Here is a 22,321-nt window from a genome sequence, read left to right as displayed (position 1 = left end):
GCGATCTAAACCTCAGACACAGATGGCATTGGTAAACACCAACCGATTACCAAACGGATCATGAACGGTCATGTCCTGGCTGCCCCACGGCATGGCCTGGATCTGCGGATGGGCGAACTTGTATTCCTTGGCCAACAATTGCTGCTGGAAGGCTTCCAGCTCATCAGTCTCGATGCGCAGCGCCGAACCCGGTGTCGCGTCGCCGTGGTGTTCGGACAGGTGCAACACGCAGTCGCCACGGGAGACTTGCAGGTACAGCGGGAAATTGGCTTCGAAACGGTGCTGCCAGTCGATCTTGAATCCAAGGAAGTCGACATAGAACTCAACCGCTTTGATTTCGTCGAAAATCCGCAGGATTGGGGTGGTTTTGCCGAAGCTCATCAAGTTGCTCCCAGACAGAGGTAGCCCGCAGTGTAGACGGGCTTTACGTCAGCGGATCGGCTTGGGGGCAGCATTCTTTAATTGCAATATGCCATCACCCTGGGAGACCAAGGTACGCAGGCCCCCTGTAGCAGCTGGCGAAGCCTGCGTCCGGCTGCGAAGCAGTCGTAAAACCTGCGCGCGAGGTCTACCTGAAACACCGCGTCGCCTGATTTCGCGACTGCTTCGCAGCCGAACGCAGGCTTCGCCAGCTGCTACATGGACGTGTTGAAACTCAAAGAAATCCTTCGCGCAGGTCGCCCTGTCGCGCCAGGAAGCGCCCTTCCCTGCGGCCATTGGCCTGGCCATCGCGATAGCTCAACACGCCGTTCACCCACACCCCTTCAATGCCCTCTGCCGCCCGTTGCGGATCGTTGAAATCCGCCACATCACGAATGGTCGCCGGGTCGAACAACACCAGATCCGCCCAATGCCCTTCACGAATCTCACCGCGCTCCTTCAGGCCGAATCGCGCCGCCGACAGGCCGGTCATCTTGTGCACGGCGGTGTGCAGCGGGAACAGTCCTACGTCACGGCTGAAATGGCCGAGTACTCGCGGGAAGGCGCCCCACAGGCGTGGGTGCGGAAACGGGTCTTCCGGCAGGCCATCGGAGCCGACCATCGACAGCGGGTGGGCGAGGATCCGGCGCACGTCGTTTTCGTCCATTCCGTAATACACCGCGCCAGCCGGTTGCAACTGACGGGCCGCATCGAGCAGCGACAGGTTCCACTCGGCGGCGATGTCCATCAGGTCGCGTCCGCCCATTTCCGGATGAGGCGTGGACCAGGTGATCGTGATGCGATGGGCGTCGGTGACTTGCTTCAGATCCAGAGTCGACGAGCTGGCCGCATAGGGATAGCAGTCGCAGCCCACCGGATGGGTTTTCGCCGCCTGTTCCAGCGATGCCAGCAGTTGCGGGCTGCGCCCCCAGTTACCGGCGCCGGCACATTTGAGGTGGGAAATGATCACCGGGGATCTGGCATGGCGGCCGATCTGATACGCCTCGTCCATGGCCTCCAGCACCGGTTCGAATTCGCTGCGCAAGTGGGTGGTGTACACCGCGCCGAAGGCCGTGAGTTCTTCGGTCAGTTGCATGACTTCATCGGTGGAGGCCGAGAAGGCGCTGGCGTAGGCCAACCCCGTGGACAGCCCCAACGCGCCGGCCTCCAGGCTCTCGCGCAATTGCTCGCGCATGCCGGCGATTTCATCGGCCGTGGCGGTGCGGAACAGGTCATCCAGATGGTTGCTGCGCAACGCGGTATGGCCGACCAAGGCGGCCACGTTGAGCGTGGTATTGGCCGCTTCGACCGCCGCGCGGTAATCGCGGAAGGTTGGATAGACAAACGCCGCGGCGCTGCCCAGCAGGTTCATCGGGTCCGGCGGATCGCCGCGCAGGCTCACCGGCGAGGCGCTGATCCCGCAGTTGCCGACGATCACCGTGGTCACGCCCTGACTGAGCTTGGGCAGCATCTGCGGCTGGCGGATCACCACGGTGTCGTCGTGGGTGTGCACGTCGATGAAACCCGGCGCCAGCACATGGCCCTGGGCGTCGATTTCCTCAGTGGCGCTTGCCTCGCTCAGGTCGCCGATGCGCTCAATGCGACCGTTGAGAATGGCCACGTCGGCGGGGTAACCGGGGCGGTTGCCGCCGTCGATGATCAGGGCGTTGCGAATCAGCGTGTCGTACAGCATGTCAGTCTCCCAGCGGCAAGTGATCGTCGCCGCCGCGGTAATCGTCCAGGGCCAGTTTGATGCGCCGCAGACGCTCTTGATTGTCTTGAGGATTGGCCAGTGCAAGCTCGGTGGCAAGCACATCGATGGCCAGCAGCATGCCGTAGCGCGCCGCCGTAGGTTTGTAGATGAAGGAGGTTTCAGCGCTTTGCAGCGGCAGTACGATGTCCGCCAGTTGCGCCAGCGGCGAGTCCTCGCGGGTGATGGCCAGGATTCGCGCGCCGTAGTTGCGCGCCAGCTCCACAGTTTCCACCAGCTCCGGGGTGATGCCGGTCAGCGAGCAGACAATCACCACCTGTTCGGCGCTGAGGCTGGCGGCGGTGACGCGCATCATCACCGCGTCGTGGCACACCGAGATTGGGTAGCCGAGGCGCACCAGCCGCACCTGCAGTTCGTCGCTGCACAGGGTCGAGCAGCCGCCCATGCCGAAGGCGTGAATCATCCGCGCCTTGCCCAGCAGTTTCACCGCGTCGGCGAAGCGCGACTCGTCGAAACCCGACAGATGCTGGCGCAGGGTCGACTCGATATCGCCGACGATCTGTCCATAGAACGCCGATTGCTCGGGCGTGCCCGCAGGATCCAGAAAACGGCTGCCAACACCACTCGCCTGGGCCAGTTGCAAGCGAAGATCACGCAAGTCGCGACAGCCGACGCTGCGGGCGAAACGCGACAAGGTGGCGGTGCTGACTTCCGCCCGCTGCGCCAACTCGTCGAGGCTGGCGGAGGCGGCGAAGCCGACGTCGTCGAGCATCAGACGGGCGATGCGTCCTTCACCGGCGCTGAAAGAATCCTGGCGGGCGCGAATCTGGTAAAGGATGTCCATGGCAAGCGGGCTCCGGCTAGATCAGGTAGGAAAGGCCGACGGTCAGGCCGAAGGCGACGAGCGAAATCAGGGTCTCAAGTACGGTCCAGGTTTTAAACGTCTGGGCCACCGTCATGTTGAAGTATTCCTTGATCAACCAGAAGCCGCCGTCGTTGACGTGAGAAAAGATCACCGAGCCGGCACCGGTGGCCAGCACCAGCAATTCCGGATGCGGATAGCCCAGGCCGATGGCCACCGGCGCAACCACACCGGAGGCGGTGGTCATGGCCACGGTGGCGGAACCGGTGGCGATGCGCATCAGCGCGGCGAACAGCCAGCCCATCAACAGCGGCGACAGATGGAATTCGTGGGCCAGGCCGACGATCTGGTCGGTGACGCCGGCGTCTACCAGGATCCGGTTCAGGCCGCCACCGGCGCCCACCAGCAGGGTGATGCTGGCGGTCGGCGCCAGGCATTCGTTGGTGAACTTGAGGATCGATTCGCGGTTGAAGCCCTGAGCGATACCCAGGGTCCAGAAGCTCAGCAGGGTCGCCAGCAACAGCGCGATGACCGAGTTGCCGATGAACAGCAGGAACTGATTGAAACCGGTGCCCGGCGTGGAGATCAGGTTGGCCCAGCCACCGATCAGCATCAGCACCACTGGCAGCAAAATAGTCGCCATGGTGATGCCGAAACCCGGCAGGCTGTCACGGGGTTCGCGCTCGAGGAACTGACGCTCCAGCGGGTTTTCCGCCGGCAACTGGATGCGTGGCACGATGAATTTGGCGTACAGGGGACCGGCGATGATCGCCGTGGGAATGCCAATGGCAATCGCGTAGAGCAGGGTCTGGCCAACGGAGGCCTGATAGACCTGCACCGCGAGCATCGCCGCCGGGTGCGGCGGCACCAGCGCATGCACCACCGAGAGACCGGCGACCATCGGCAGGCCGACCATCAGGATCGACACGCCAACCCGCCGCGCCACGGTGAACGCAATCGGCACCAACAGCACGAAACCGACTTCGAAGAACAGCGGCAACCCCACCAGGAACGCGATGCAGACCATCGCCCAGTGGGCGTTCTTCTCGCCGAAACGGTCAATCAAGGTCCGCGCCACCTGCTCGGCGCCCCCGGATTCGGCCATCATCTTGCCGAGCATTGTGCCCAGCGCCACCACCAGCGCGATATGCCCCAACGTCTTGCCAACCCCCGCCTCATACGCCCCCACCACACCGGACGGCGGCATCCCGGCGACCAGCGCCAGGCCAATGGAAATCAGGGTGATCACGATGAACGGATTGAGCCGGTAGCGTGCGATCAGAACGATCAGGGCGATGATGGCAACGGCGGCATACACCAGCAGCCAATAGCCGAAGGACAGGGTCATGCGGTACTCCTCGAGAGGGTCACGTCGAAAGTTTTGTGAAACTCTTAAAACATTTCGAAGCGTGAAACTCAAACGAGGTGAAAGTAATTTTCGTGCAGAGGTACGGAGTGTCGTTTTTGGATATGTCTTGTCGCGATTAATGAAAATCGGGGTGGTGGATTTTCATCGCCACCCCGAAGGGGGAAGTCAGTCGTGACCGACATGCGCCCGCTTCAGCAGCTTCTTGCACCGCTCGGACAAGTGCAGCACCCGCAAGTGCTTGCCCGCCTTGGCATAACGCTCGCGCAAGGTCTTCAGAGCGGCGATGGCCGAGTAGTCGACGAAGCTCAGGTGGCGGCAGTCGATGGTCACCACCGCCGGGTCGTTGGCCGGATCGAACTGGTTGAGGAAAGGCGTGGTCGAGGCGAAGAACAGCGTGCCGTGCATCAGGTACAGCTTGCTGCCGTCGGCTTCCAGATGGCTGTCGGCGTACAGCTCGCGGGCCTGCTGCCAGGCGAAATTCAGCGCGGCGATGATGATCCCGCACAGCACTGCCGTGGCCAGATCGGTAAATACCGTGATCACCGTCACCGCGATAATCACCAGCACATCATTGAGCGGCACTTTGTTCACCACCCGCAGCGAAGCCCAGGCGAAGGTCTGCTGCGACACCACGAACATCACCCCTACCAGCGCCGCCAGCGGGATGCGCTCGATCAGCGGCGACAGGAACAGGATGAACAGCACAATCGCCACCCCGGCCACCACCCCGGACAGGCGACCACGGCCGCCGGAGCTGAGGTTGATCACGGTCTGGCCGATCATCGCGCAACCGCCCATGCCGCCAAACGCACCAGACACCATGTTCGCCGCGCCCAGTGCCACGCACTCGCGGTCCGGATAGCCACGGCTCTCGGTGATTTCGTCGGTGAGGTTCAGGGTCAGCAGGGTTTCCAGCAGGCCTACCAGCGCCATCAGGATCGCGTAGGGAGCGATGATGCGCAGGGTGTCGAGGTTCCATGGAATATCCGGCAAGGCGAAGGTCGGCAAGCCGCCGGCGATGTGCGCCATGTCGCCGAGAGTGCGGGTCGGCAGGCCGAGCAGGTACACCGCCAGGCCCACGCCGAGAATCGCCACCAGCGCCGGCGGCACCGCGCGGGTCAGGCGTGGCAACACGTAGACGATCGCCATCGTCACCGCGACCAGCCCGATCATCATGTACAGCGGCGCGCCGCTCAGCCACGCTTCACCGTCCTTGAAATGCTCCAGCTGCGCCAGGGCAATGATGATCGCCAGGCCGTTGACGAACCCGAGCATCACCGGATGCGGCACCATGCGCACCAGCTTGCCGAGCCTGAGCAGACCGAACGCCATCATGATCAACCCGCCCAGCAACACCGTGGCCAGCAGATACTGCACCCCGTGCTGCACCACCAGTGCGACGATCACCACCGCCATCGAACCGGCCGCCCCCGACACCATCCCCGGCCGGCCGCCGAATAGCGCCGTCAACGTACAGATGAAGAACGCGCCATACAGGCCCATCAGCGGATTGAGATGAGCCACCAGCGCGAAGGCGATGCATTCGGGCAGCAAGGCAAAAGACGTGGTGAGGCCGGCCAGGATATCGGCGCGCAGGTTTTTTGGTTTCATGGGGGACCGCATGCTGGAGTCGCGAAAAGAATGTGCGGATGTTACGGAATTGAGGGCAACCCGGCCAGTTGTGGCGGTTTTGAAAACGCCATCGCGGGCAAGCCCGCTCCCACAAGGTCCCTGTCGTTCAATGGATGTGTGAACGACTCAATCCCTGTGGGAGCGGGCTTGCCCGCGATGAACGATGACACGGTCTAAAGCGAACTCACACCATCTCGTTACGAATCCACTCCACCACCGAAGTCCGCTTGGGCACCCAACCCAACAGTTCCCGCGCATGCTTGCCACGCACCCGACTGTTGGAGCCCAGACCATAGTTGGCCATTTCATACCCCCACTCGGCCTCGGCATCCTTGAGCGGCCAGTCCTGCGGTTCGCCCAGGTTCAGCGCCTTGGCCATAGCGGTGGTCATATCGACGAACGACGCCTCGCCGCTTTCCACAAAGTAGAAAGTGCCCGGCACATTTTTGGTCAGCGCCAGCAGATACAGCGACACCACATCCTCGATATGCACGTTGGACCAGATGTTCTGCCCGGTCCCGACATGGCGCACCATGCCGCTTTTGCGCGCCTGTTTCAGCAGGCGCGGCAACTGCACGCTGTCGCGATTGACGCCCAGGCTGTGGCCGTAAATCAGGGTGTTACAGATGACCGCCGAGTTCACGCCGTCCTTCGCCGCCGCCAGGATCAGGTTGTCGATGGCCACCCGGGCGGCCTTGTCCACGGTCGGTTCCGGCAGGTTGTCTTCGAAGTAAATGACGTCGCTGGATTTGCCGCCCGAGGCGTCGCCGACGATGCTCGAACCGCTGGTGTGCAGAAACACTTTGTTCGTGCCGCGCAGGGCATCGAGCAAGGCCTCCACCGCGCCGCGATGGTCGCTGCTGGCGGCGTTGATCACAGCGTCGGCCGCCTTGGCTTGCTCGGCCAGCAATGCGCTGTCATCCAGGGTGCCGACCACCGGAGTGATGCCCAGTGCTTTCAATTCATCGGCCTGTTCGGCGTTGCGCACCAGGCCGGTGACGCTGTGTCCCGCCTGGATCAGGCCCGTGGCGATGGAACCGCCGATGAAGCCGGCAGCGCCGGTAACGAATACGTTCATGGACAAACTCCCTGCGTTGAAAAGTGATGCAAGGAGTATCGTGCAGCGGTCGGCGAGGAAAAATCCCCGCTGGCCCAATTCACTCTTGCGCAGGGATCACGAATCAGTCCTTGAAGTCCGAGCTGGCGTAGAGCGCCAATTTGCTCTGGATGAAGTCGAGGAAACATTGAATGCGCAAGGCCAGTTGCGAGTTGCGGTAGTACACCGCATTGATCGGCTGGCGGTAGCCGCTGTTGAACTCGGCCAGCAGCACTTTCAAGCGCCCGGCACGAATGTCCTCGATGGTCATGTAGTGCGACAGGCTGGCAATGCCCTGCCCTTCCAGCGCCAGATGGCGAATGGTCTCGCCGCTGGAAGCGCTGAGCGCGGCCTCGATCGCCCAGCGATCGCCATGCACATGGCGCAACGGCCATTGGTTGAGGCCTTCGTTCTGGGTGAAGCCCAGCAGGGTATGGCCGGACAGGTCGGCGACGGCCGTCGGCGTGCCGTGCTGCTCCAGATAGGCGGGGCTGGCAACGATGTGGATCGGGCTGCATCCGAGCGAGCGCGCGTGCAGGGTCGAGTCGGCCAGGGTGCCGATGCGGATGGCGATGTCGGTGCTTTGTTCGAGCAGGTCGATGATCAGGTCGTTGCTGTTGAGTTCGAGCTGAATCTCCGGGTAGAGACGGCGAAACTCATCGATGTAGGGCACGATGGCGTGCAGCATGAAGGGTGATGCGGCATTGATCCGCAGGCGTCCGGATGGCGTCTGCTGGCGCGATGACAGGCGCTCTTCGAGCTCATCCATCTGGTCGAGAATCAGCTTGGCGTGTTCGAAGAAGTACTTACCCTCCTCGGTCAGGTCCATGCGTCTTGTCGTGCGGTTGATCAGGGTGGTGTCGAGCTTGGCCTCCAGCCGCGACAAGGTGCGACTCACCGCCGACGGCGTCTGCCCGACCTGCTCGGCCGCCGCGGAAATCGATCCGCATTCAATCACGCAGACGAAGATCTGCAATTCATCGGATCTGGCTTTCACGTGTGTTCCTTGTCGATAGTCCTGCGTCTGGTGGGCTGATGGGGACCATTGTGGCGAGGGGGCTTGCCCCCGTTGGACTGCGCAGCAGTCCCATTTTCTGGGGCCGCTGCGCGACCCAACGGGGCGGTGCGACGTTTCGACAAGCCCCCTCGCCACAAAAGCCCTTCAGTCACAAAAACCCATCGTTCTGACTGCCGATAGTAGTCGAGCATCATGCCTTAAGGCCAAACACCTCAGCCAGATGCCGCTCGTACTGCGCCACATGACCTTCGATGTCCGGACGCTTCATCACGTCCACGGCCAGGAAGGTCGGAAGGCCGGTCATGCCCAGGAATTCGTTGGCCTTGTGGAACGGGAAATACACCGCGTCCACACCCTTGCCTTCGAAGAAATCTGTCGGGTCATCGAAGGCCTGCTGCGGTGCGTTCCAGGTCAACGACAGCATGTATTGCTTGCCCTGGATCAGGCCGCCGCTGCCGTACTTCTGCGAAGAGTCGGAGCGAGTGCGGCCGTCGCTGGCGTAGAGGCTGCCGTGACCTTCGGTGAAGACCTCGTCGATGTACTTTTTCACGGTCCACGGCGCGCCCATCCACCAGCCGGGCATCTGGTAAATGATCACGTCGGCCCAGAGAAACTTGGCCACTTCTTCGGCGATGTCGTAGCCGCCGTCGATGAAGGTGTTTTTGACGTCCAGACCACCACGATCCAGTACCGCCAGCGCGGCGTCGTGCAGGGTGGCGTTGTAGCGGCCGTCGGAGTGGGCGAATTGTTTGCCGCCATTGAGCAACAGGACTTTTTTCATCGGGAACTCGGAGGGGTTTAGAAATTTGAGGGGCAGCACCTTACCGGCGCACCTCGCGCGGAAAAAGCAGCGCTTTCGCAAATCTCATTTGACCTAGGCGCACGAATCAACAGGCGATTATTGCCCTAGACTGGCGCCGATTCTGACTTGAGGAGAGTTTTCAGTGAGTGAAATGCAAGGCTTCATCCTGCACGCCAAGACCCGCCCGGAAAAATCCGACGCCTTCGAAGCGTTTTTCAGCGGTTACGTGGAAGCGAGTCGCGCCGAGCCCGGCTGCATCGAGTACCACATGCTGCGCGACAAGCAGGACCCGACCCTGTTTATCTTCTACGAGATCTGGCAATCCCAGGCGCACCTGGATGTGCATTCGAACCTGCCGCACATGAAGCAGTTTCTGGCTCAGCGCGACGAGTACCTGGAACGGGACTTCGAGATTCGCGCCATCGAGATGATCAGCCCCAGCTCCGCTAACAAATAGGGGCTAACCGTTGATAAACAGATGGCCGCCGAGCAACCCCAGGCCGATGAAGAAAACGCGCTTGAACAACACCGCGCTGATCCGCTGACGCAGCCACTGCCCCAGCCACATGCCAAGTACCGCCGGGATCAGCGCCAGCAGCGAAGCGCTCAACTCGCCCCCGCCCAGGGCGCCGCGCCATAACAGCCCGGCGGCCAGGGCCAGGGTCGAGACGGTGAACGACAGCCCCAGCGCCTGCACCAGTTCGTCCTTGCTCAGGCCCAGCGCCTGCAGATATGGCACCGCCGGAATCACGAACACGCCGGTGGCCGAAGTGATGACGCCGGTGATCAGACCACACAGCGGACCGAGCCAGCCTTCGCTCTGTTCGCTGACGCGCAAGGTCGGCAGAAACAGACCGCTCAGCGCATAGAGCAACAACGCCGCCCCCAGCCCCCGCACCACCCAATGCCCGCCGACCATGCCGATCCACAGCGTGCCCGCGCCGGTGCCGATGAAGATCGCCAGCAGCATCGGCCACAGCCGCCTGACCAGCCCCCGCAGATGACCGCCGAACGCCAGTTGCCAGACATTGGTCAGCGTGGCCGGAATGATCAACAGCGCAGCAGCCTGCGACGGCGCCATAGCCAGACCGAGCAAGCCCATGGAGATAGTCGGTAGCCCAAGGCCGATCACACCCTTGATGGTGCCGGCGAGCAGGAAGGTGGCGATGACCAGCACAGACAAGGCTAGACCGAGGTTTTCGTAGAACGCGGCGAGAGTATTCATGGCGCTATCGTGCGCCTGGCGAGGGTGGTTGAAAATCTGCCATATACTGAGGGTGCCTCTCGCAAGACAAGAGGCTGGATTCTTTGTAATGGCGACTGACGTCTTCGCGGGTAAGCCCGCTCCCACAGGGATTTGTGTCGTGCGCTAATTGTGTGAACAACCCAAAACCTTGTGGGAGCGGGCTTGCCCGCGAAGAGGCCCTCACAGACACCACAACTTCCAAGGCCCCCATGCACTTCGACCTCACCGACCTGCGCCTCTACCTGCACATCCTCGACACCGGCAACATCACCGCCGGCGCCGCGCGCAGTCATCTGTCCCTTGCAGCGGCGAGCGCACGAATCCGGGCAATGGAGGCCTCATTGGGCGTTGATTTCCTCGAACGCGGCCGCCGTGGAGTCACGCCGACACCCGCAGGAAAAGCCCTGGCGCAACACGCAAGACTGCTGCTGCAACAGGCCGAACGCATGCAGCAGGACCTGGCCGAATATGCCAAGGGCGTCAAAGGTCAGGTCCGTCTGCTTTGCAACACCACGGCAATCGCCGAACACCTGCCGGAACTGTTGGCGGACTTCCTCTGCCGTCATCCGAACCTCGACATCGACCAGCAGGAAATGCCCAGCCTGCGTATCGTCCACGCCCTGCGCCAAGGCGCGGCCGATCTGGGCATCGTCTCCGATGCCGTCGACACCCACGAACTGCAAACCTTGCCCTTCCGCGACGATCCGCTGGCCCTGATCATGCCCCCCGACCACCCGCTGGCCGCAGACACGGCACCGCGCTTCAGCGATACCCTGCGCCACGACTACGTCGGGCTGGCCGCCGACAGCGCCCTGGCGGTGTACCTCGAAGAACAGGCCCTGCACGCCGGCGCTCGCCTGCAAATCCGCATCCGCGCCGAAGGCTTCGACGGCGTGATGCGCATGGTCGCTCATGGCGCTGGCCTTGGCATCGTGCCGGCCGCAGCCCTGCAGCGATACACCGCCAATCAGGCGCTGAAAAGCTTCATCCTTGAAGAGCCTTGGGCACAGCGCAAACTGCTGCTGTGCGCCCGTTCATTCACCGGCCTGCCCGGCTACGCCAGAACCCTGCTCGACGCCCTGCGCGCCGATTGAACCCGGTTTGCCCTTGCGGAAAAACAGGCCGTAAACACAACTCAGCAACAGCAGAAACGGCACGCCGAACACCAGGGTCATCTTGAAGTCGGCAGTGAAGTAAGTGGTGATCATCACCGCCCCCATCAGCAGCAGGCCCAGCCAGGTGGTGTAGGGAAACAGGCGCATGCGGAACGACAGTTTGCGCTCGCCGTGGCGCTGGTGATAACGCCGGAAGCAGTAGTGCGTCAGGAAGATCATGAACCAGGTGAAGATGGCGCCGAACATGGAAATCGCCATCATCAGGGTAAACGAACTTTCCGGGTACAGGATGTTGAGCAGGGTCGCCAAAGCGATGCCCGAACTGGACAGCAGCAATGCGTTCAGCGGAATCCCCGACGGGCTCAACTTGCCCATGGCCTTGGGCGCGTAGCCGCCACGGGACAGGCTGAACATCATGCGCGTGGTGATGTACAACTGGCTGTTCATCGCCGACAGCGCCGCGATCAGGATCACGAAGTTCATCACCCCGGTCGCACCGGGAATGCCGATGGCCTGCATCACTGTGACGAACGGGCTCTGGGTCTGGCCGGAGCGGTCCCACGGCACGATCGCCAGCATCAGCGCCAGCGTCAGCAGGTAGAACACCACCAACCGCACGATGGTCCCGCGAAAGGCTTTCTTCACCGCCTGTTCCGGGTCCTTGGCTTCACCGGCCGCCACCGCGATCATCTCCACGCTCAGGTAGCTGAAGATCGACACGATCACGGCGATCCACATGCCCTGCACGCCATTGGGAAAAAACCCGCCGTGGGCGGTGTAGTTGTGCACGCCGTAGTCGGGGTTGGCGGAGCCGAACACCAGGTACACCGCCAGAATGATGAAGCCGACGATCGCGCCGATCTTGATGGTCGAGAACCAGTACTCGAAGGTGCCGAAGGTCTTCACGCTGATGGCGTTGAGCACGATCAGCACACTGGAGAACGACAGGATCCACACCCACTCCGGCACGTTGGCGAACCAGTACTTCATGTACATCGCCACCGCCGTCACCTCGGTGCCGACCGCCAGCACGATGGCCGCCCAATAGGCATAGCGCACCAGAAAACCCGCCAGCGGGCTGATATAGAACTCGGCATAGGCGCCGAACGAGCCCGAGGTCGAATGGGCCACGGTCATTTCCGCCAGGCAGCCCATCAGCAGCAGGGTGATGATCGCTCCGATGGCGTAGCTGACCAGCACGCTGGGCCCGGCATAACCGATGGCGTAGGCGCTGCCCATGAACAGGCCGGTGCCGATCGCGCCGCCGATGGCGATCATGCTCATCTGCCCCGACGTCAGCTGACGCCGCAAGCCGTTTTCACGGTTGGATATCGTTTCAAAACCAGAGTTTTCGGTCATTTCTATGGCCTTTGGATTTTGTCTTTCTTGAAGGGCACGTTGTTGTTTTTTACCGATGAACAGCAGGACCGATCAGCGCACAAACGAATGCCGCCGGGAATAACCCCGGCGGCACGTACGCATGATCCATCAGGTGACGCTGTGGCGAACCTGGAATTGCGCTTGCGCCCAGGTCTTGCGGTCAAGGATTTCGCCGAGGATCTGCACCGCGTCCCAGACCTCGGTGAAGCTCGTGTACAGCGGAGTGAAGCCGAAGCGCATGATCCGCGGTTCGCGGTAGTCGCCGATCACGCCGCGGGCGATCAGGGCCTGGATCACCGCGTAGCCTTCGGGATGTTCGAAGCTGACATGGCTGCCGCGCTTCGCATGTTCGAGTGGCGTGACCAGGGTCAGTTCATGGCCGGCGCAGCGTTGCTCGACCAGCTCGATGAACAGATCGGTCAGGGCCAGGGATTTGCGACGCAGGCTGGCGATGTCGGTCTGGGCGAAGACATCCAGGCCGCACTCGACCATCGCCAGCGACGTGATCGGCTGGGTGCCGCACAGATAACGGGCGATGCCCTTGCTCGGCTCGTAACGGGACTCCATGGCGAACTGTCGCGAATGGCCGAACCAGCCGGACAACGGCTGCGGCACCAGATCGCACAGTTGCGGCGAGACCCAGACGAACGCCTGGGAGCCGGGGCCGCCATTGAGGTATTTGTAGGTGCAGCCGATGGCGTAGTCGGCACCCGCCTGATGCAGGTCCACCGGCACCGCGCCGGCGGAGTGCGCCAGGTCCCAGATGGTCAGCGCGCCGCACTCGTGGGTCAGCTCGGTCAGGGCCTGCATGTCGTGCATGTAGCCGGTCTTGTAGTTGACGTGGGTGAGCATCACCACTGCCGTGTCCTGGTCGATTGCCCGGGGCAGTTCTTCGGGACTGTCCACCAGACGCAGGCTGTAGCCCTGCTGCAGCATCTCGGCCAGGCCTTCGGCGATGTACAGGTCGGTGGGGAAGTTGCTGCTCTCGGTGACGATCACCCGGCGCGTCGGCGAACGGCTTGCCTGCACGCGCAATGCGGCGCTGAGCACCTTGAACAGGTTGATCGAGGTGGTATCGGTGATCACCACTTCGCCGTCACCGGCGCCGATCAGGCCGGCCAGGCGGTTGCCCAGGCGCTCGCTCAGATCGCGCCAGCCGGCGGTGTTCCAGCTACGAATCAGGCCGTTGCCCCACTCTTCGGCGATCACCGCCTGGGCCCGTGCCAGTGCCGCGACAGGCCGTGCGCCCAGGGAGTTGCCATCGAGATAAATCACGCCTTCGGGCAGCGCGAACTGTTGGCGCAACGGCGCCAGGGCGTCCTGGGCATCAAGGGCCAGGCAATCGTTTCTTGTTGTCATGGTGAGTCCTGTTTCGGGCAGGTCGTGAAAGTCGCCAGGCGCAATGTAAATCGCCTGTATCGGTGGAAAGATAATGAACGAAGCATTGAAGAATTTTCGTGCAAAGTGCGCAGCCATCGCGTAGTTATCTCGCAGAAAATTCGACTCACCCGTCAATAACCGTGGATTTATTTCAATCATGAATCTCGACGCGACAGACCTGCGAATCCTGCATCAACTGCAACAGGATGGCCGTATCAGCAATCAGGAACTGGCGGAGAAAGTCGCCCTCTCGCCGTCGGCCTGCCTGCGCCGCCTGCGCCTGCTGGAAAGCGAGGGCGTGATCACCGGCTATCGCGCGGTGCTCAATGCCGAACAGCTGGGCATCGAACTGGAAGCCATCGTCCACGTGTCGCTGCGACAGGATGTCGAGGACTGGCACGAGACCTTCATCAAGAAGGTCCAGTCCTGGCCGGAAGTGACCACCGCCTACGTGATCACCGGGGCGAGCAACTATGTGCTGCGAATCCAGGCCCGCAACCTCAAGCACTTCTCCGATTTCATCGTCAACCACCTCAACCGCACGGCGGGCGTGACCGATATTCGTTCGGAAATCGTTTTGCAGAAGATCAAGGAGCGGGAGGAGTTGCTGGATCTGGTGATCCGCAAATAAAACCTGCCAACACAAAACCCTGTGGGAGCGTGGCTTGCCCGCGAAAGCGTCAGCTCAGCCAACCTCAATGGCGACTGACACACCGCCTTCGCGGGCAAGCCTCGCTCCTACGGGTTCGTGAAACGACCATGAATGTGTGATCGACGCAAAATCCTGTAGGAGCGTGGCTTGCCCGCGAAAGCGCCAGCTCAGCCAACCTCAATGGCGACTGACACACCGCCTTCGCGGGCAAGCCTCGCTCCCACAATTTCTGCAAATGTGTATCGAAAAGGTCACTAAGAGTAAGATCTCCCCTTTCAAAAACAGCCTGACTACAAAAATTCAGAAGGGAACGCGATGGCGGACGAAATGTTGCAAACCGGCGCACTCAAGCGGGGGTTGAAGAATCGGCATATTCAACTGATCGCATTGGGTGGAGCCATTGGTACCGGGTTGTTCCTGGGTTCTGCCGGGGTACTGAAGTCCGCCGGTCCATCGATGATCCTCGGCTATGCAATCGCCGGTTTCATCGCTTTCCTGATCATGCGCCAGCTGGGCGAGATGATCGTCGAGGAGCCGGTCGCCGGTTCCTTCAGTCACTTTGCCCACAACTACTGGGGCAGCTTTGCCGGCTTTCTGTCGGGCTGGAACTACTGGGTGTTGTATGTGCTGGTGGGCATGGCCGAGCTGACGGCGGTCGGCAAGTACATCCAGTTCTGGTGGCCGGAAGTGCCGACCTGGGTCAGCGCCGCGGTGTTCTTCGTGCTGGTCAACCTGATCAACACCCTGAACGTGAAGATCTTCGGCGAGATGGAATTCTGGTTCGCGATCATCAAGGTCGTGGCGATCATCGGCATGATCGCCCTGGGCTGCTACATGCTGTTCAGCGGCACCGGCGGCCCGCAAGCCTCGGTGAGCAACCTGTGGAGCCATAACGGCTTCTTCCCCAACGGCTACAGCGGCCTGCTGATGTCGATGGCCTTCATCATGTTCGCCTTCGGTGGCCTGGAACTGGTCGGCATCACCGCCGCCGAAGCCAGCGAACCGCGCAAAGTCATTCCCAAAGCCATCAACCAGGTGGTTTACCGGGTGCTGATTTTCTACGTCGGCGCACTGACCGTGCTGCTGTCGCTGTACCCATGGGACCAACTGCTGCAGACCCTGGGCGCTTCCGGCGATGCCTACGGTGGCAGTCCGTTCGTGCAGATCTTCTCGCTGATCGGCAGCGACACCGCCGCACAGATCCTCAACTTCGTCGTGCTCACCGCGGCCTTGTCGGTCTACAACAGCGGCGTCTACTGCAACAGCCGCATGCTGTTCGGCCTGGCTGAACAGGGCGATGCGCCCAAGGCGCTGATGAAGCTGAACAAGCAAGGCGTGCCGTTGCTGGCACTGGGCGTATCGGCGCTGGTCACCATGCTGGTGGTGCTGGTCAACTACGTGGCGCCGCACGAAGCGCTGGAGCTGCTGTTCGCCCTGGTGGTCGCGTCCCTGATGATCAACTGGGCACTGATCAGCCTGACGCACCTGAAGTTCCGCAAGGCCATGGCCGAGCGCGGCGTGGAGCCGGGCTTCAAGGCGTTCTGGTCGCCGTACACCAACTACCTGTGCCTGGCGTTCATGGCCGTGATCATCTACGTGATGTGGATGATTCCCGGCATTCGCGCCTCGGTGATCGCCGTTCCGATCTGGATCGCGGTCATCTACGTGTTCTACCGGATCCGCATGGCCCGGCATCGCGACCTGCCAGTCGCGCAGTAATCGCACAGTAAAAAGCCCCGGTATTCAGTGAATGCCGGGGCTTTTTTGTGTGCGCTGTCAGAGAGTCGAACGAAGCCGCCATAGCTCAGGGAACAGCACGGTATCGAGCATCTTGCGCAGATAGCCCACCCCTTCCGTGCCACCGGTGCCCGGCTGGAAACCGATGATCCGCTCAACCGTGGTCACATGGCGAAAACGCCACTGGCGGAATGAGTCTTCCAGATCGATGAATTTTTCCGCCAATTGATACAGGTCCCAGTAACGCGAAGGGTTGGTGTAGACCTCACGCCAGGCGGCTTCCACCGAGCTGTCATGCGCCGTCGGCTGCGACGGATCACGCTGAAAACGCTGCGGATCAATCTCAAGGCCGGCACTCACCAGCAGGCGAATCGCTTCGTCGTACAGCGAAGGCGTGGCGATTTCCTTTTCCAACTCCGCCAGCAATTCCGGACGATGGGCATGGGGCTGCAGCAGGGTCGCGCTCTTGTTGCCGAGGATGAATTCGATCTCCCGGTACTGGAACGACTGGAAGCCCGAGGACTGCCCCAGGAACGGCCGGATCGAGTGGTACTCGGTGGGCGTCATGGTCGCCAGCACGGTCCAGGCATGCACCAGCTGGTCGAAGATCCGCGACACCCGCGCCAACATTTTGAACGCCGGCGGCAACTCGCCCAGACGCACATGCTCGCGGGCAGCCTTGAGCTCATGCAGCATCAGCTTCATCCACAACTCGGAGGTCTGGTGCTGAATGATGAACAGCATCTCGTTGTGATCCGGCGACAAGGGGTGCTGGGCCGTGAGGATGCGCCCCAGGTCCAGGTAGTCGCCGTAGCTCATCGAATCGGAAAAATTCAGCTCGGCGTTATGCCAACCCTCAGGCGGGGTGGCAGAAGAATAAGGGCATTGGCTCATTGGGAAGCTTCCTCGGGTTGAGGCGAATTCAGTGGACGCAGGATGGCCCTCACCGGGCTGGCGTCGAGATGGGCAAAACGCAGCGGCAGAGCGATCAGTTCGTAATCCCCTTCCGGGACTTCATCCAGCACGATGCCCTCCAGAATGGCCATGCCGTGACGCGCCACCGCATTGTGCGAGTCCATGGTTTTCGATTGCTGCGGGTCCAGCGAGGGCGTGTCGATGCCGACCAGGCGCACGCCATGGCTTGCCAGCAGCTCGATGGTTTCCTTGGCGATTGCCGTGAAATCCGGATCCCAGTTGCTCAGCGGCACCTGACGATAGGTGCGCAAAAGAACCCGCTCGGGCAGGTTTTCCAGCTTTCCTGCGAGCTGTTCGGGCTGGACCAGCGCGCCGCTGTCCAGGCAATGCAGGACGCGGCATGGCCCGATATAGACATCCAGCGGCACCTCGCCAATGGCGGCGCCATCAGGGCTGTAGTGCAGCGGCGCGTCGACGTGGGCGCCAGTGTGGGGCGACAGGGTAATGCGCCCGACATTCACCGGGCATTCGGGGCCGTAGGTCCAGACGCGCTCTTCCTGAAACGGCGTATCCCCGGGCCAGGTCGGTGTGGTGGTACTCAAAGGCGGGCTGATGTCCCACATTGTTTTTTTCATTGCAGCGCTTTCCGGAATTTCCCGAGGTAAATGATACGAGTGATGTCTGTATAGATTCTTGCAAAGATCACCGGCATCCGCCTTCCATGTCGCAAAAAATGCGAGAAATTCGACGATGCCGCGCAGGAAATTTCAACAGAACCCGTGAGCCGTCATTGCGCTTCTGGATAGCCCGATGTCGAGCACAGACAACTCAGGCCCCGGCAAGCCCGTCAGGATGGGCGCTTGCAACTTTATCCATCCATGCCCGGCCCGGAGTCATCATGACCGCTAATTCACCGATCACCGTACTTCGCGACACCCATCCGCTGCCCGTCCTCGACGCCTGCAAGTGGGAAAAACTCGAAGGCGATCCGCACACTGTCAACCTCAACGCCTACACCAGCGAAGACGGCAACAAGATCATGGGCACCTGGATCTGCACGCCGGGCAAGTGGTACGTGGAATACGTGAAATGGGAATACTGCGACTTCCGCGAGGGCTACTGCATCATCACCCCTGAAGGCAAAGAGCCGATTCACCTGCGTGCCGGCGACATCTTCGTCATCGAGCCGGGCATGAAAGGCACCTGGGAAGTGGTGGAAACCGTGCGCAAGTATTTCGTCTTCGCCTGATCCCGCAACAAAACGACACCCGGTTACAAAAGCGACATCTGCCGCTCGAGTGGTTATTCAGGTAACGACTCGATGCGGCACACCTCCTCCGTTACGCCTCTGCCTCCCCTGCCCCTCACTTGAAACGCCCGTACCAAACGCCTCGCCGCAGTTTTGCCCGATCCCTGGAAAAACCCGACAATCGCTTTTTGCCACCCAGTGACCAATTGGTTTTCTTTGTGAACGCAAAGCCTGCCTGTGTCGATTTCAGACACCAAGGTGGCGTAATCAGGAAACTCGATTGTCGGACAAGCCGGGTAAGGTGGCGCTGCTTTTCACCGATATAACCACATCACGAAGGTGGGTTTGACTGGAGCGGCCGCGTCTGGAGGGCGCCGCGTTCAGAAAGGGCATCAGGCAACCGTGACCATCACTTGCCCCCCATCAGCACGTTTCAATGTCGCTCTCAGAGAAAAAAAATAATGATCAGCCCGAGCTCCAACGATTCGAACGGCCAATTGGCGCAGGGCTTCAAGCCTCGTCACGTCACCATGTTGTCTATCGCCGGGATCATCGGCGCCGGATTGTTCGTAGGCTCCGGGCATGCCATTGCGGCGGCCGGCCCGGCGGTATTGCTGGCTTATCTGTTCTCGGGACTGCTGGTGGTTCTGGTCATGCGCATGCTCGGTGAAATGGCGGTGGCCCATCCCGACACCGGTTCGTTTTCCACCTACGCCGACCAGGCCATCGGTCGCTGGGCGGGCTTCACCATCGGCTGGCTCTACTGGTGGTTCTGGGTGCTGGTGATTCCCATCGAGGCACTCGCCGCCGGTCATGTGTTGAACCAGTGGTTCCCGCAAATCGATGCCTGGCTGTTCGCCCTGGTGTCGATCATCGTGCTGGTGATCACCAACCTGTTCAGTGTCGCCAAATATGGTGAGTTCGAATTCTGGTTCGCCATGGCCAAGGTCGTGGCGATCATTGGTTTTATCGGCGTGGGTTTCGCGGTGTTGATGGGCTGGATTCCCGATCGGCAGGTCAGCGGCTTGAGCGGGCTGATGGCCGAACACGGCGGGTTCGCACCCAATGGCTTGTCGGCGGTGGTGGGCGCCTTCATCACCATCATGTTCAGTTTCATCGGCACCGAGGCTGTGACCATCGCCGCCGCCGAATCCGACAACCCGTCGCAGAACATCGCCAAGGCCACCCGCTCGGTGATCTGGCGCATCGGCGTGTTCTACCTGTTGTCGATTTTCGTGGTCATCTCCGTGGTGCCCTGGAACGATCCGCTGCTGGCCGAGGTAGGCTCCTACCAGCGCGCCCTGGAAATCATGAACATCCCCCACGCCAAATTCATGGTCGACGTGGTGGTGCTGATCGCCGTAGCCAGTTGCATGAACTCCTCGATCTACATCGCCTCGCGCATGCTCTACTCGCTGGGCCGTCGTGGCGATGCACCGAAGGTGCTGAAAGTGACCTCGTCCGAAGGCGTACCACGGGCAGCGGTGATCGCCAGCAGCGTATTGGGTGCGGGCATCACCGTGTGGAGCTATTTCATGCCCGCCGGCCTGTTCGAATTCCTGCTGGCCAGTTCCGGTGCAATCGCCTTGCTGGTGTACCTCGCCATTGCGGTGTCGCAGTTGCGCATGCGCCGGATGCTGCGTCGACAGAACGTCGAACTGACCTTTCGCATGTGGCTGTTTCCATGGCTGACGTGGTTGGTGATCGTGTTCATTTGCGCGGCGCTGACGGTGATGATGATTTCCCCGCAACACCGCACTGAAGTGAGCACGACCATCGGCCTGGCGCTGGTGATTTCCTTCATCGGTCTGATCACCTCGCGGCAATCCGCGCAGCCTGCAAGGGCGACCTCCGTGGGATAACTCGATAGAGATCCCGGCTCCACACACCAGAGGCACGGCGCTACCTTGCGACCGTGCCTCTGGCCGTCATTGCTCCATCCGAGGTCATGACCACGATGTCATCCAGGTCCACCCTGCCCGACGGCAAACCAACCCAGGTCGTCGGTTTCCTTTTGCTCAATCAATTCACCCTGATCTCCCTGGCATCCGCCGTGGAGCCTTTGCGCATGGCCAATCAATTGTCGGGGCAGGAGCTGTATCGCTGGCATACGTTCAGCCCCGGAGGTCAGCAAGTCTGGGCCAGTGACGGCGTGCCGATCACCCCGGATGCTTCCTGGGACGCTCCCTGGGTGGCGGATACGGTGATCGTCTGCGGCGGCGTCGGCATCCAGAGCGTGGTCACTCGCGAGCACATCTCCTGGCTCAAGGCCCTGGCGCGCCAATCCCGGCGCCTGGGCGGCATCTGCACCGGCAGCTGGGCATTGGCCAAAGCCGGTCTGCTCGACGGTTACGAATGCAGCGTGCATTGGGAGTTTCTGGCGGCGATGCAGGAAGCGTTTCCGCGGGTCAGCATGAGCGCGAGCCTGTTCACCCTCGACCGCAACCGCTTCACCAGTTCCGGTGGAACCGCGCCCATGGACATGATGCTGCACCTGATCGGCCGCGATCATGGTCGTGAGTTGTCGGCGGCGATTTCGGAGATGTTCGTCTACGAGCGCATCCGCAACGAACAGGACCATCAGCGCGTGCCGCTCAAGCATGTACTGGGCACCCATCAGCCCAAGCTGCAGGAAATCGTCGCGTTGATGGAGGCCAACCTCGAGGAGCCGATCGACCTGGATAACCTGGCCGATTACGTGGAGTTGTCGCGTCGACAGCTGGAGAGACTGTTCCAGAAATACCTGAACTGCACACCGTCGCGGTACTACTTGCGATTGCGCCTGATCCGCGCACGGCAGTTGCTCAAGCAAACGTCGATGTCGCTCATTGAACTGGCGACGGTCTGCGGGTTTGTGTCCACACCGCACTTTTCCAAATGCTATCGCGAGTACTTCGGCATGCCGCCCAGCGATGAGCGGGCGGGATCGGAAATGAGCCGCAAGCCGGCGACACCGGTGGTTGCACAACAGCCATCGACCAGGCCGGTGACAGTGCTGGATCAGGCCAGAAATGAGTCAACGTTTGCCAGCGTGCGGATGAGTGATCATTCCCGGTAGCGGTCATTCTTCTGAATCGACATGTTTTTCAGAACCCGTCGACCGCACAACTCATGCTTGATCACCGCGCCCACGTGGACCGCTACCAGGATCAATAGAACCACGCAGGATTGAATGTGTACTCGCATGAACCATGCAGTGACACTCGGGTCGCTCAGCGGTGCCTCGAAGAACAGAATATCGAACACATTGATCGGGCGATCCATCATCAGCACGCCGGTCAACAGGACGACAGCCAATACGAGATACATGGCCTTGTGGACACAGAGCGCCGTGTATTCGGGAAGCGAGCGCTTCCTCAGGGGCAATGAGAAATCGTGAAGGAAAGAGCAATAAAGCCTGAGGATGAAGATCGGGATGTAGAGGGAAGTCAGTGACACGTTGAGAAACGCCACCCAATCCTTGGTTTCAGTTTCGACCTCAACGACAGCCACGTAAAAGCCGGATAACAGCGTCCAGATGATCACCACAGCCGACAACCAATGCAGCACCACTTGGCGTGGCGAATAAACCGAAGAACTCACCTGTCACAGACTCCCGCTTTCAAAAGCGCGAATCCTAGTGCGGGTATTTCTGAAATTCTGTACGAAGATTCCGAAAAACCAGTGGGCTACCCAGTCCAGCTGTTAGTTGATGTTTCTGCCTTGAAAAGCAGAAGATCGCAGCCTTCGGCAGCTCC

At 61.2% G+C, this 22,321-nt stretch carries 21 protein-coding genes; 7 read left to right on the top strand and 14 right to left on the bottom strand.

Annotation, left to right across the window (positions count from 1 at the left end):
• Positions 1–12: 12 nt before the first annotated feature.
• From K9857_RS21940 to K9857_RS21905, 8 genes are all read right to left on the bottom strand, one after another.
• On the bottom strand, positions 13–381 hold the full coding sequence (locus K9857_RS21940; RefSeq protein WP_224539234.1) for a glyoxalase superfamily protein: 369 nt from the start codon (positions 379–381) through the stop codon (positions 13–15).
• A gap of 274 nt (positions 382–655) precedes the next feature.
• On the bottom strand, positions 656–2,113 hold the full coding sequence (locus K9857_RS21935) for a D-aminoacylase (RefSeq protein WP_224539232.1): 1,458 nt from the start codon (positions 2,111–2,113) through the stop codon (positions 656–658).
• 1 nt (position 2,114) lies between these two features.
• Entirely contained in the window at positions 2,115–2,975 is an 861-nt protein-coding gene (locus tag K9857_RS21930; RefSeq protein WP_224539230.1) for a MurR/RpiR family transcriptional regulator, read from the bottom strand.
• Between the two features lie 16 nt (positions 2,976–2,991).
• Complete coding sequence (locus tag K9857_RS21925; RefSeq protein WP_224539228.1) at positions 2,992–4,341, bottom strand: GntP family permease; 1,350 nt, start codon at positions 4,339–4,341, stop codon at positions 2,992–2,994.
• A 186-nt stretch (positions 4,342–4,527) separates the two neighbouring features.
• The gene (locus K9857_RS21920; protein ID WP_224539227.1) at positions 4,528–5,973 is read right to left on the bottom strand and encodes a SulP family inorganic anion transporter; all 1,446 of its coding nucleotides are present in this window, start codon (positions 5,971–5,973) and stop codon (positions 4,528–4,530) included.
• Positions 5,974–6,178: 205 nt separating this feature from the next.
• Positions 6,179–7,072: an NAD-dependent epimerase/dehydratase family protein gene (locus tag K9857_RS21915; RefSeq protein ID WP_224539224.1), complete on the bottom strand. Its 894-nt coding sequence runs from the start codon at positions 7,070–7,072 to the stop codon at positions 6,179–6,181.
• 103 nt (positions 7,073–7,175) lie between these two features.
• Positions 7,176–8,087 carry a LysR family transcriptional regulator gene (locus K9857_RS21910; RefSeq protein WP_224539222.1) on the bottom strand — a complete coding sequence of 304 codons (912 nt, stop codon included), beginning with the start codon at positions 8,085–8,087 and terminating at the stop codon, positions 7,176–7,178.
• Between the two features lie 211 nt (positions 8,088–8,298).
• Positions 8,299–8,889: an NAD(P)H-dependent oxidoreductase gene (locus tag K9857_RS21905; protein WP_224539221.1), complete on the bottom strand. Its 591-nt coding sequence runs from the start codon at positions 8,887–8,889 to the stop codon at positions 8,299–8,301.
• 163 nt (positions 8,890–9,052) lie between these two features.
• Here K9857_RS21905 and K9857_RS21900 point away from each other — a divergent pair, with 163 nt between their 5' ends.
• Positions 9,053–9,367, top strand: coding sequence for a putative quinol monooxygenase (locus tag K9857_RS21900; protein ID WP_224539219.1), 315 nt, complete (start codon positions 9,053–9,055; stop codon positions 9,365–9,367).
• Between the two features lie 3 nt (positions 9,368–9,370).
• Here the strand turns inward: K9857_RS21900 and K9857_RS21895 are convergent, their stop codons facing one another.
• Positions 9,371–10,135 carry a sulfite exporter TauE/SafE family protein gene (locus tag K9857_RS21895; protein ID WP_224539217.1) on the bottom strand — a complete coding sequence of 255 codons (765 nt, stop codon included), beginning with the start codon at positions 10,133–10,135 and terminating at the stop codon, positions 9,371–9,373.
• A gap of 230 nt (positions 10,136–10,365) precedes the next feature.
• On the opposite strand from K9857_RS21895, the gene K9857_RS21890 reads away from it, so the two are divergent.
• The gene (locus K9857_RS21890) at positions 10,366–11,250 is read left to right on the top strand and encodes a LysR substrate-binding domain-containing protein (RefSeq protein ID WP_224539215.1); all 885 of its coding nucleotides are present in this window, start codon (positions 10,366–10,368) and stop codon (positions 11,248–11,250) included.
• Here K9857_RS21890 and K9857_RS21885 read toward each other — a convergent pair.
• Positions 11,191–12,630, bottom strand: a complete 1,440-nt coding sequence (locus K9857_RS21885) for an amino acid permease (RefSeq protein ID WP_224539212.1) — start codon at positions 12,628–12,630, stop codon at positions 11,191–11,193. The two genes, K9857_RS21890 and K9857_RS21885, sit on opposite strands and share 60 nt — an antisense overlap.
• A gap of 129 nt (positions 12,631–12,759) precedes the next feature.
• On the bottom strand, positions 12,760–14,010 hold the full coding sequence (kynU, locus tag K9857_RS21880) for a kynureninase (RefSeq protein ID WP_224539210.1): 1,251 nt from the start codon (positions 14,008–14,010) through the stop codon (positions 12,760–12,762).
• Between the two features lie 178 nt (positions 14,011–14,188).
• Here kynU and K9857_RS21875 point away from each other — a divergent pair, with 178 nt between their 5' ends.
• Positions 14,189–14,662 carry an Lrp/AsnC family transcriptional regulator gene (locus tag K9857_RS21875; RefSeq protein ID WP_224539208.1) on the top strand — a complete coding sequence of 158 codons (474 nt, stop codon included), beginning with the start codon at positions 14,189–14,191 and terminating at the stop codon, positions 14,660–14,662.
• Between the two features lie 336 nt (positions 14,663–14,998).
• Positions 14,999–16,402 (top strand): amino acid permease, encoded by a 1,404-nt coding sequence (locus K9857_RS21870; protein WP_224539206.1) that lies wholly within the window; start codon positions 14,999–15,001, stop codon positions 16,400–16,402.
• A 57-nt stretch (positions 16,403–16,459) separates the two neighbouring features.
• On the opposite strand, the gene kynA is transcribed toward K9857_RS21870, so the two are convergent.
• Complete coding sequence (gene kynA, locus K9857_RS21865) at positions 16,460–17,314, bottom strand: tryptophan 2,3-dioxygenase (RefSeq protein ID WP_224539203.1); 855 nt, start codon at positions 17,312–17,314, stop codon at positions 16,460–16,462.
• On the bottom strand, positions 17,311–17,970 hold the full coding sequence (kynB, locus tag K9857_RS21860; protein ID WP_224539202.1) for an arylformamidase: 660 nt from the start codon (positions 17,968–17,970) through the stop codon (positions 17,311–17,313). Before kynB ends, kynA begins: the two co-directional genes overlap by 4 nt.
• Positions 17,971–18,233: 263 nt before the next feature.
• Between kynB and K9857_RS21855 the strand changes: the two genes are divergently transcribed.
• The 3 genes from K9857_RS21855 (at position 18,234) to K9857_RS21845 (ending at position 21,642) form a co-directional block, all read left to right on the top strand.
• Positions 18,234–18,584 (top strand): cupin domain-containing protein, encoded by a 351-nt coding sequence (locus tag K9857_RS21855; protein WP_110966221.1) that lies wholly within the window; start codon positions 18,234–18,236, stop codon positions 18,582–18,584.
• A gap of 461 nt (positions 18,585–19,045) precedes the next feature.
• Positions 19,046–20,446, top strand: a complete 1,401-nt coding sequence (gene gabP, locus K9857_RS21850) for a GABA permease (RefSeq protein WP_224539200.1) — start codon at positions 19,046–19,048, stop codon at positions 20,444–20,446.
• A gap of 95 nt (positions 20,447–20,541) precedes the next feature.
• A complete protein-coding gene (locus tag K9857_RS21845) occupies positions 20,542–21,642 on the top strand; it encodes a GlxA family transcriptional regulator (RefSeq protein WP_224539197.1) in 1,101 nt (366 codons plus the stop codon).
• On the opposite strand, the gene K9857_RS21840 is transcribed toward K9857_RS21845, so the two are convergent.
• The gene (locus K9857_RS21840) at positions 21,630–22,166 is read right to left on the bottom strand and encodes a cytochrome b (protein WP_224539195.1); all 537 of its coding nucleotides are present in this window, start codon (positions 22,164–22,166) and stop codon (positions 21,630–21,632) included. The genes K9857_RS21845 and K9857_RS21840 overlap by 13 nt on opposite strands.
• Between the last annotated feature and the right edge of the window lie 155 nt (positions 22,167–22,321).

The sequence above is a fragment of the Pseudomonas sp. REP124 genome, from assembly GCF_020164475.1.
GTDB lineage: Bacteria > Pseudomonadota > Gammaproteobacteria > Pseudomonadales > Pseudomonadaceae > Aquipseudomonas.
The sequence above is the reverse complement of the archived record's forward strand: the minus strand, read 5'-3'. Positions and strand labels throughout refer to the sequence as shown.

What these genes read in the sequence shown, in the direction of transcription:
- K9857_RS21885 (WP_224539212.1), bottom strand. Translation starts at nt 12,630, where the DNA reads ATGACCGAAAACTCTGGTTTTGAAACGATATCCAACCGTGAAAACGGC.
- K9857_RS21845 (WP_224539197.1), top strand. Translation starts at nt 20,542, where the DNA reads ATGTCATCCAGGTCCACCCTGCCCGACGGCAAACCAACCCAGGTCGTC.
- K9857_RS21930 (WP_224539230.1), bottom strand. Translation starts at nt 2,975, where the DNA reads ATGGACATCCTTTACCAGATTCGCGCCCGCCAGGATTCTTTCAGCGCC.
- kynU (WP_224539210.1), bottom strand. Translation starts at nt 14,010, where the DNA reads ATGACAACAAGAAACGATTGCCTGGCCCTTGATGCCCAGGACGCCCTG.
- K9857_RS21920 (WP_224539227.1), bottom strand. Translation starts at nt 5,973, where the DNA reads ATGAAACCAAAAAACCTGCGCGCCGATATCCTGGCCGGCCTCACCACG.
- K9857_RS21940 (WP_224539234.1), bottom strand. Translation starts at nt 381, where the DNA reads ATGAGCTTCGGCAAAACCACCCCAATCCTGCGGATTTTCGACGAAATC.
- K9857_RS21855 (WP_110966221.1), top strand. Translation starts at nt 18,234, where the DNA reads ATGACCGCTAATTCACCGATCACCGTACTTCGCGACACCCATCCGCTG.
- K9857_RS21895 (WP_224539217.1), bottom strand. Translation starts at nt 10,135, where the DNA reads ATGAATACTCTCGCCGCGTTCTACGAAAACCTCGGTCTAGCCTTGTCT.
- K9857_RS21905 (WP_224539221.1), bottom strand. Translation starts at nt 8,889, where the DNA reads ATGAAAAAAGTCCTGTTGCTCAATGGCGGCAAACAATTCGCCCACTCC.
- gabP (WP_224539200.1), top strand. Translation starts at nt 19,046, where the DNA reads ATGATCAGCCCGAGCTCCAACGATTCGAACGGCCAATTGGCGCAGGGC.
- K9857_RS21925 (WP_224539228.1), bottom strand. Translation starts at nt 4,341, where the DNA reads ATGACCCTGTCCTTCGGCTATTGGCTGCTGGTGTATGCCGCCGTTGCC.
- kynA (WP_224539203.1), bottom strand. Translation starts at nt 17,314, where the DNA reads ATGAGCCAATGCCCTTATTCTTCTGCCACCCCGCCTGAGGGTTGGCAT.
- K9857_RS21935 (WP_224539232.1), bottom strand. Translation starts at nt 2,113, where the DNA reads ATGCTGTACGACACGCTGATTCGCAACGCCCTGATCATCGACGGCGGC.
- K9857_RS21890 (WP_224539215.1), top strand. Translation starts at nt 10,366, where the DNA reads ATGCACTTCGACCTCACCGACCTGCGCCTCTACCTGCACATCCTCGAC.
- kynB (WP_224539202.1), bottom strand. Translation starts at nt 17,970, where the DNA reads ATGAAAAAAACAATGTGGGACATCAGCCCGCCTTTGAGTACCACCACA.
- K9857_RS21915 (WP_224539224.1), bottom strand. Translation starts at nt 7,072, where the DNA reads ATGAACGTATTCGTTACCGGCGCTGCCGGCTTCATCGGCGGTTCCATC.
- K9857_RS21875 (WP_224539208.1), top strand. Translation starts at nt 14,189, where the DNA reads ATGAATCTCGACGCGACAGACCTGCGAATCCTGCATCAACTGCAACAG.
- K9857_RS21870 (WP_224539206.1), top strand. Translation starts at nt 14,999, where the DNA reads ATGGCGGACGAAATGTTGCAAACCGGCGCACTCAAGCGGGGGTTGAAG.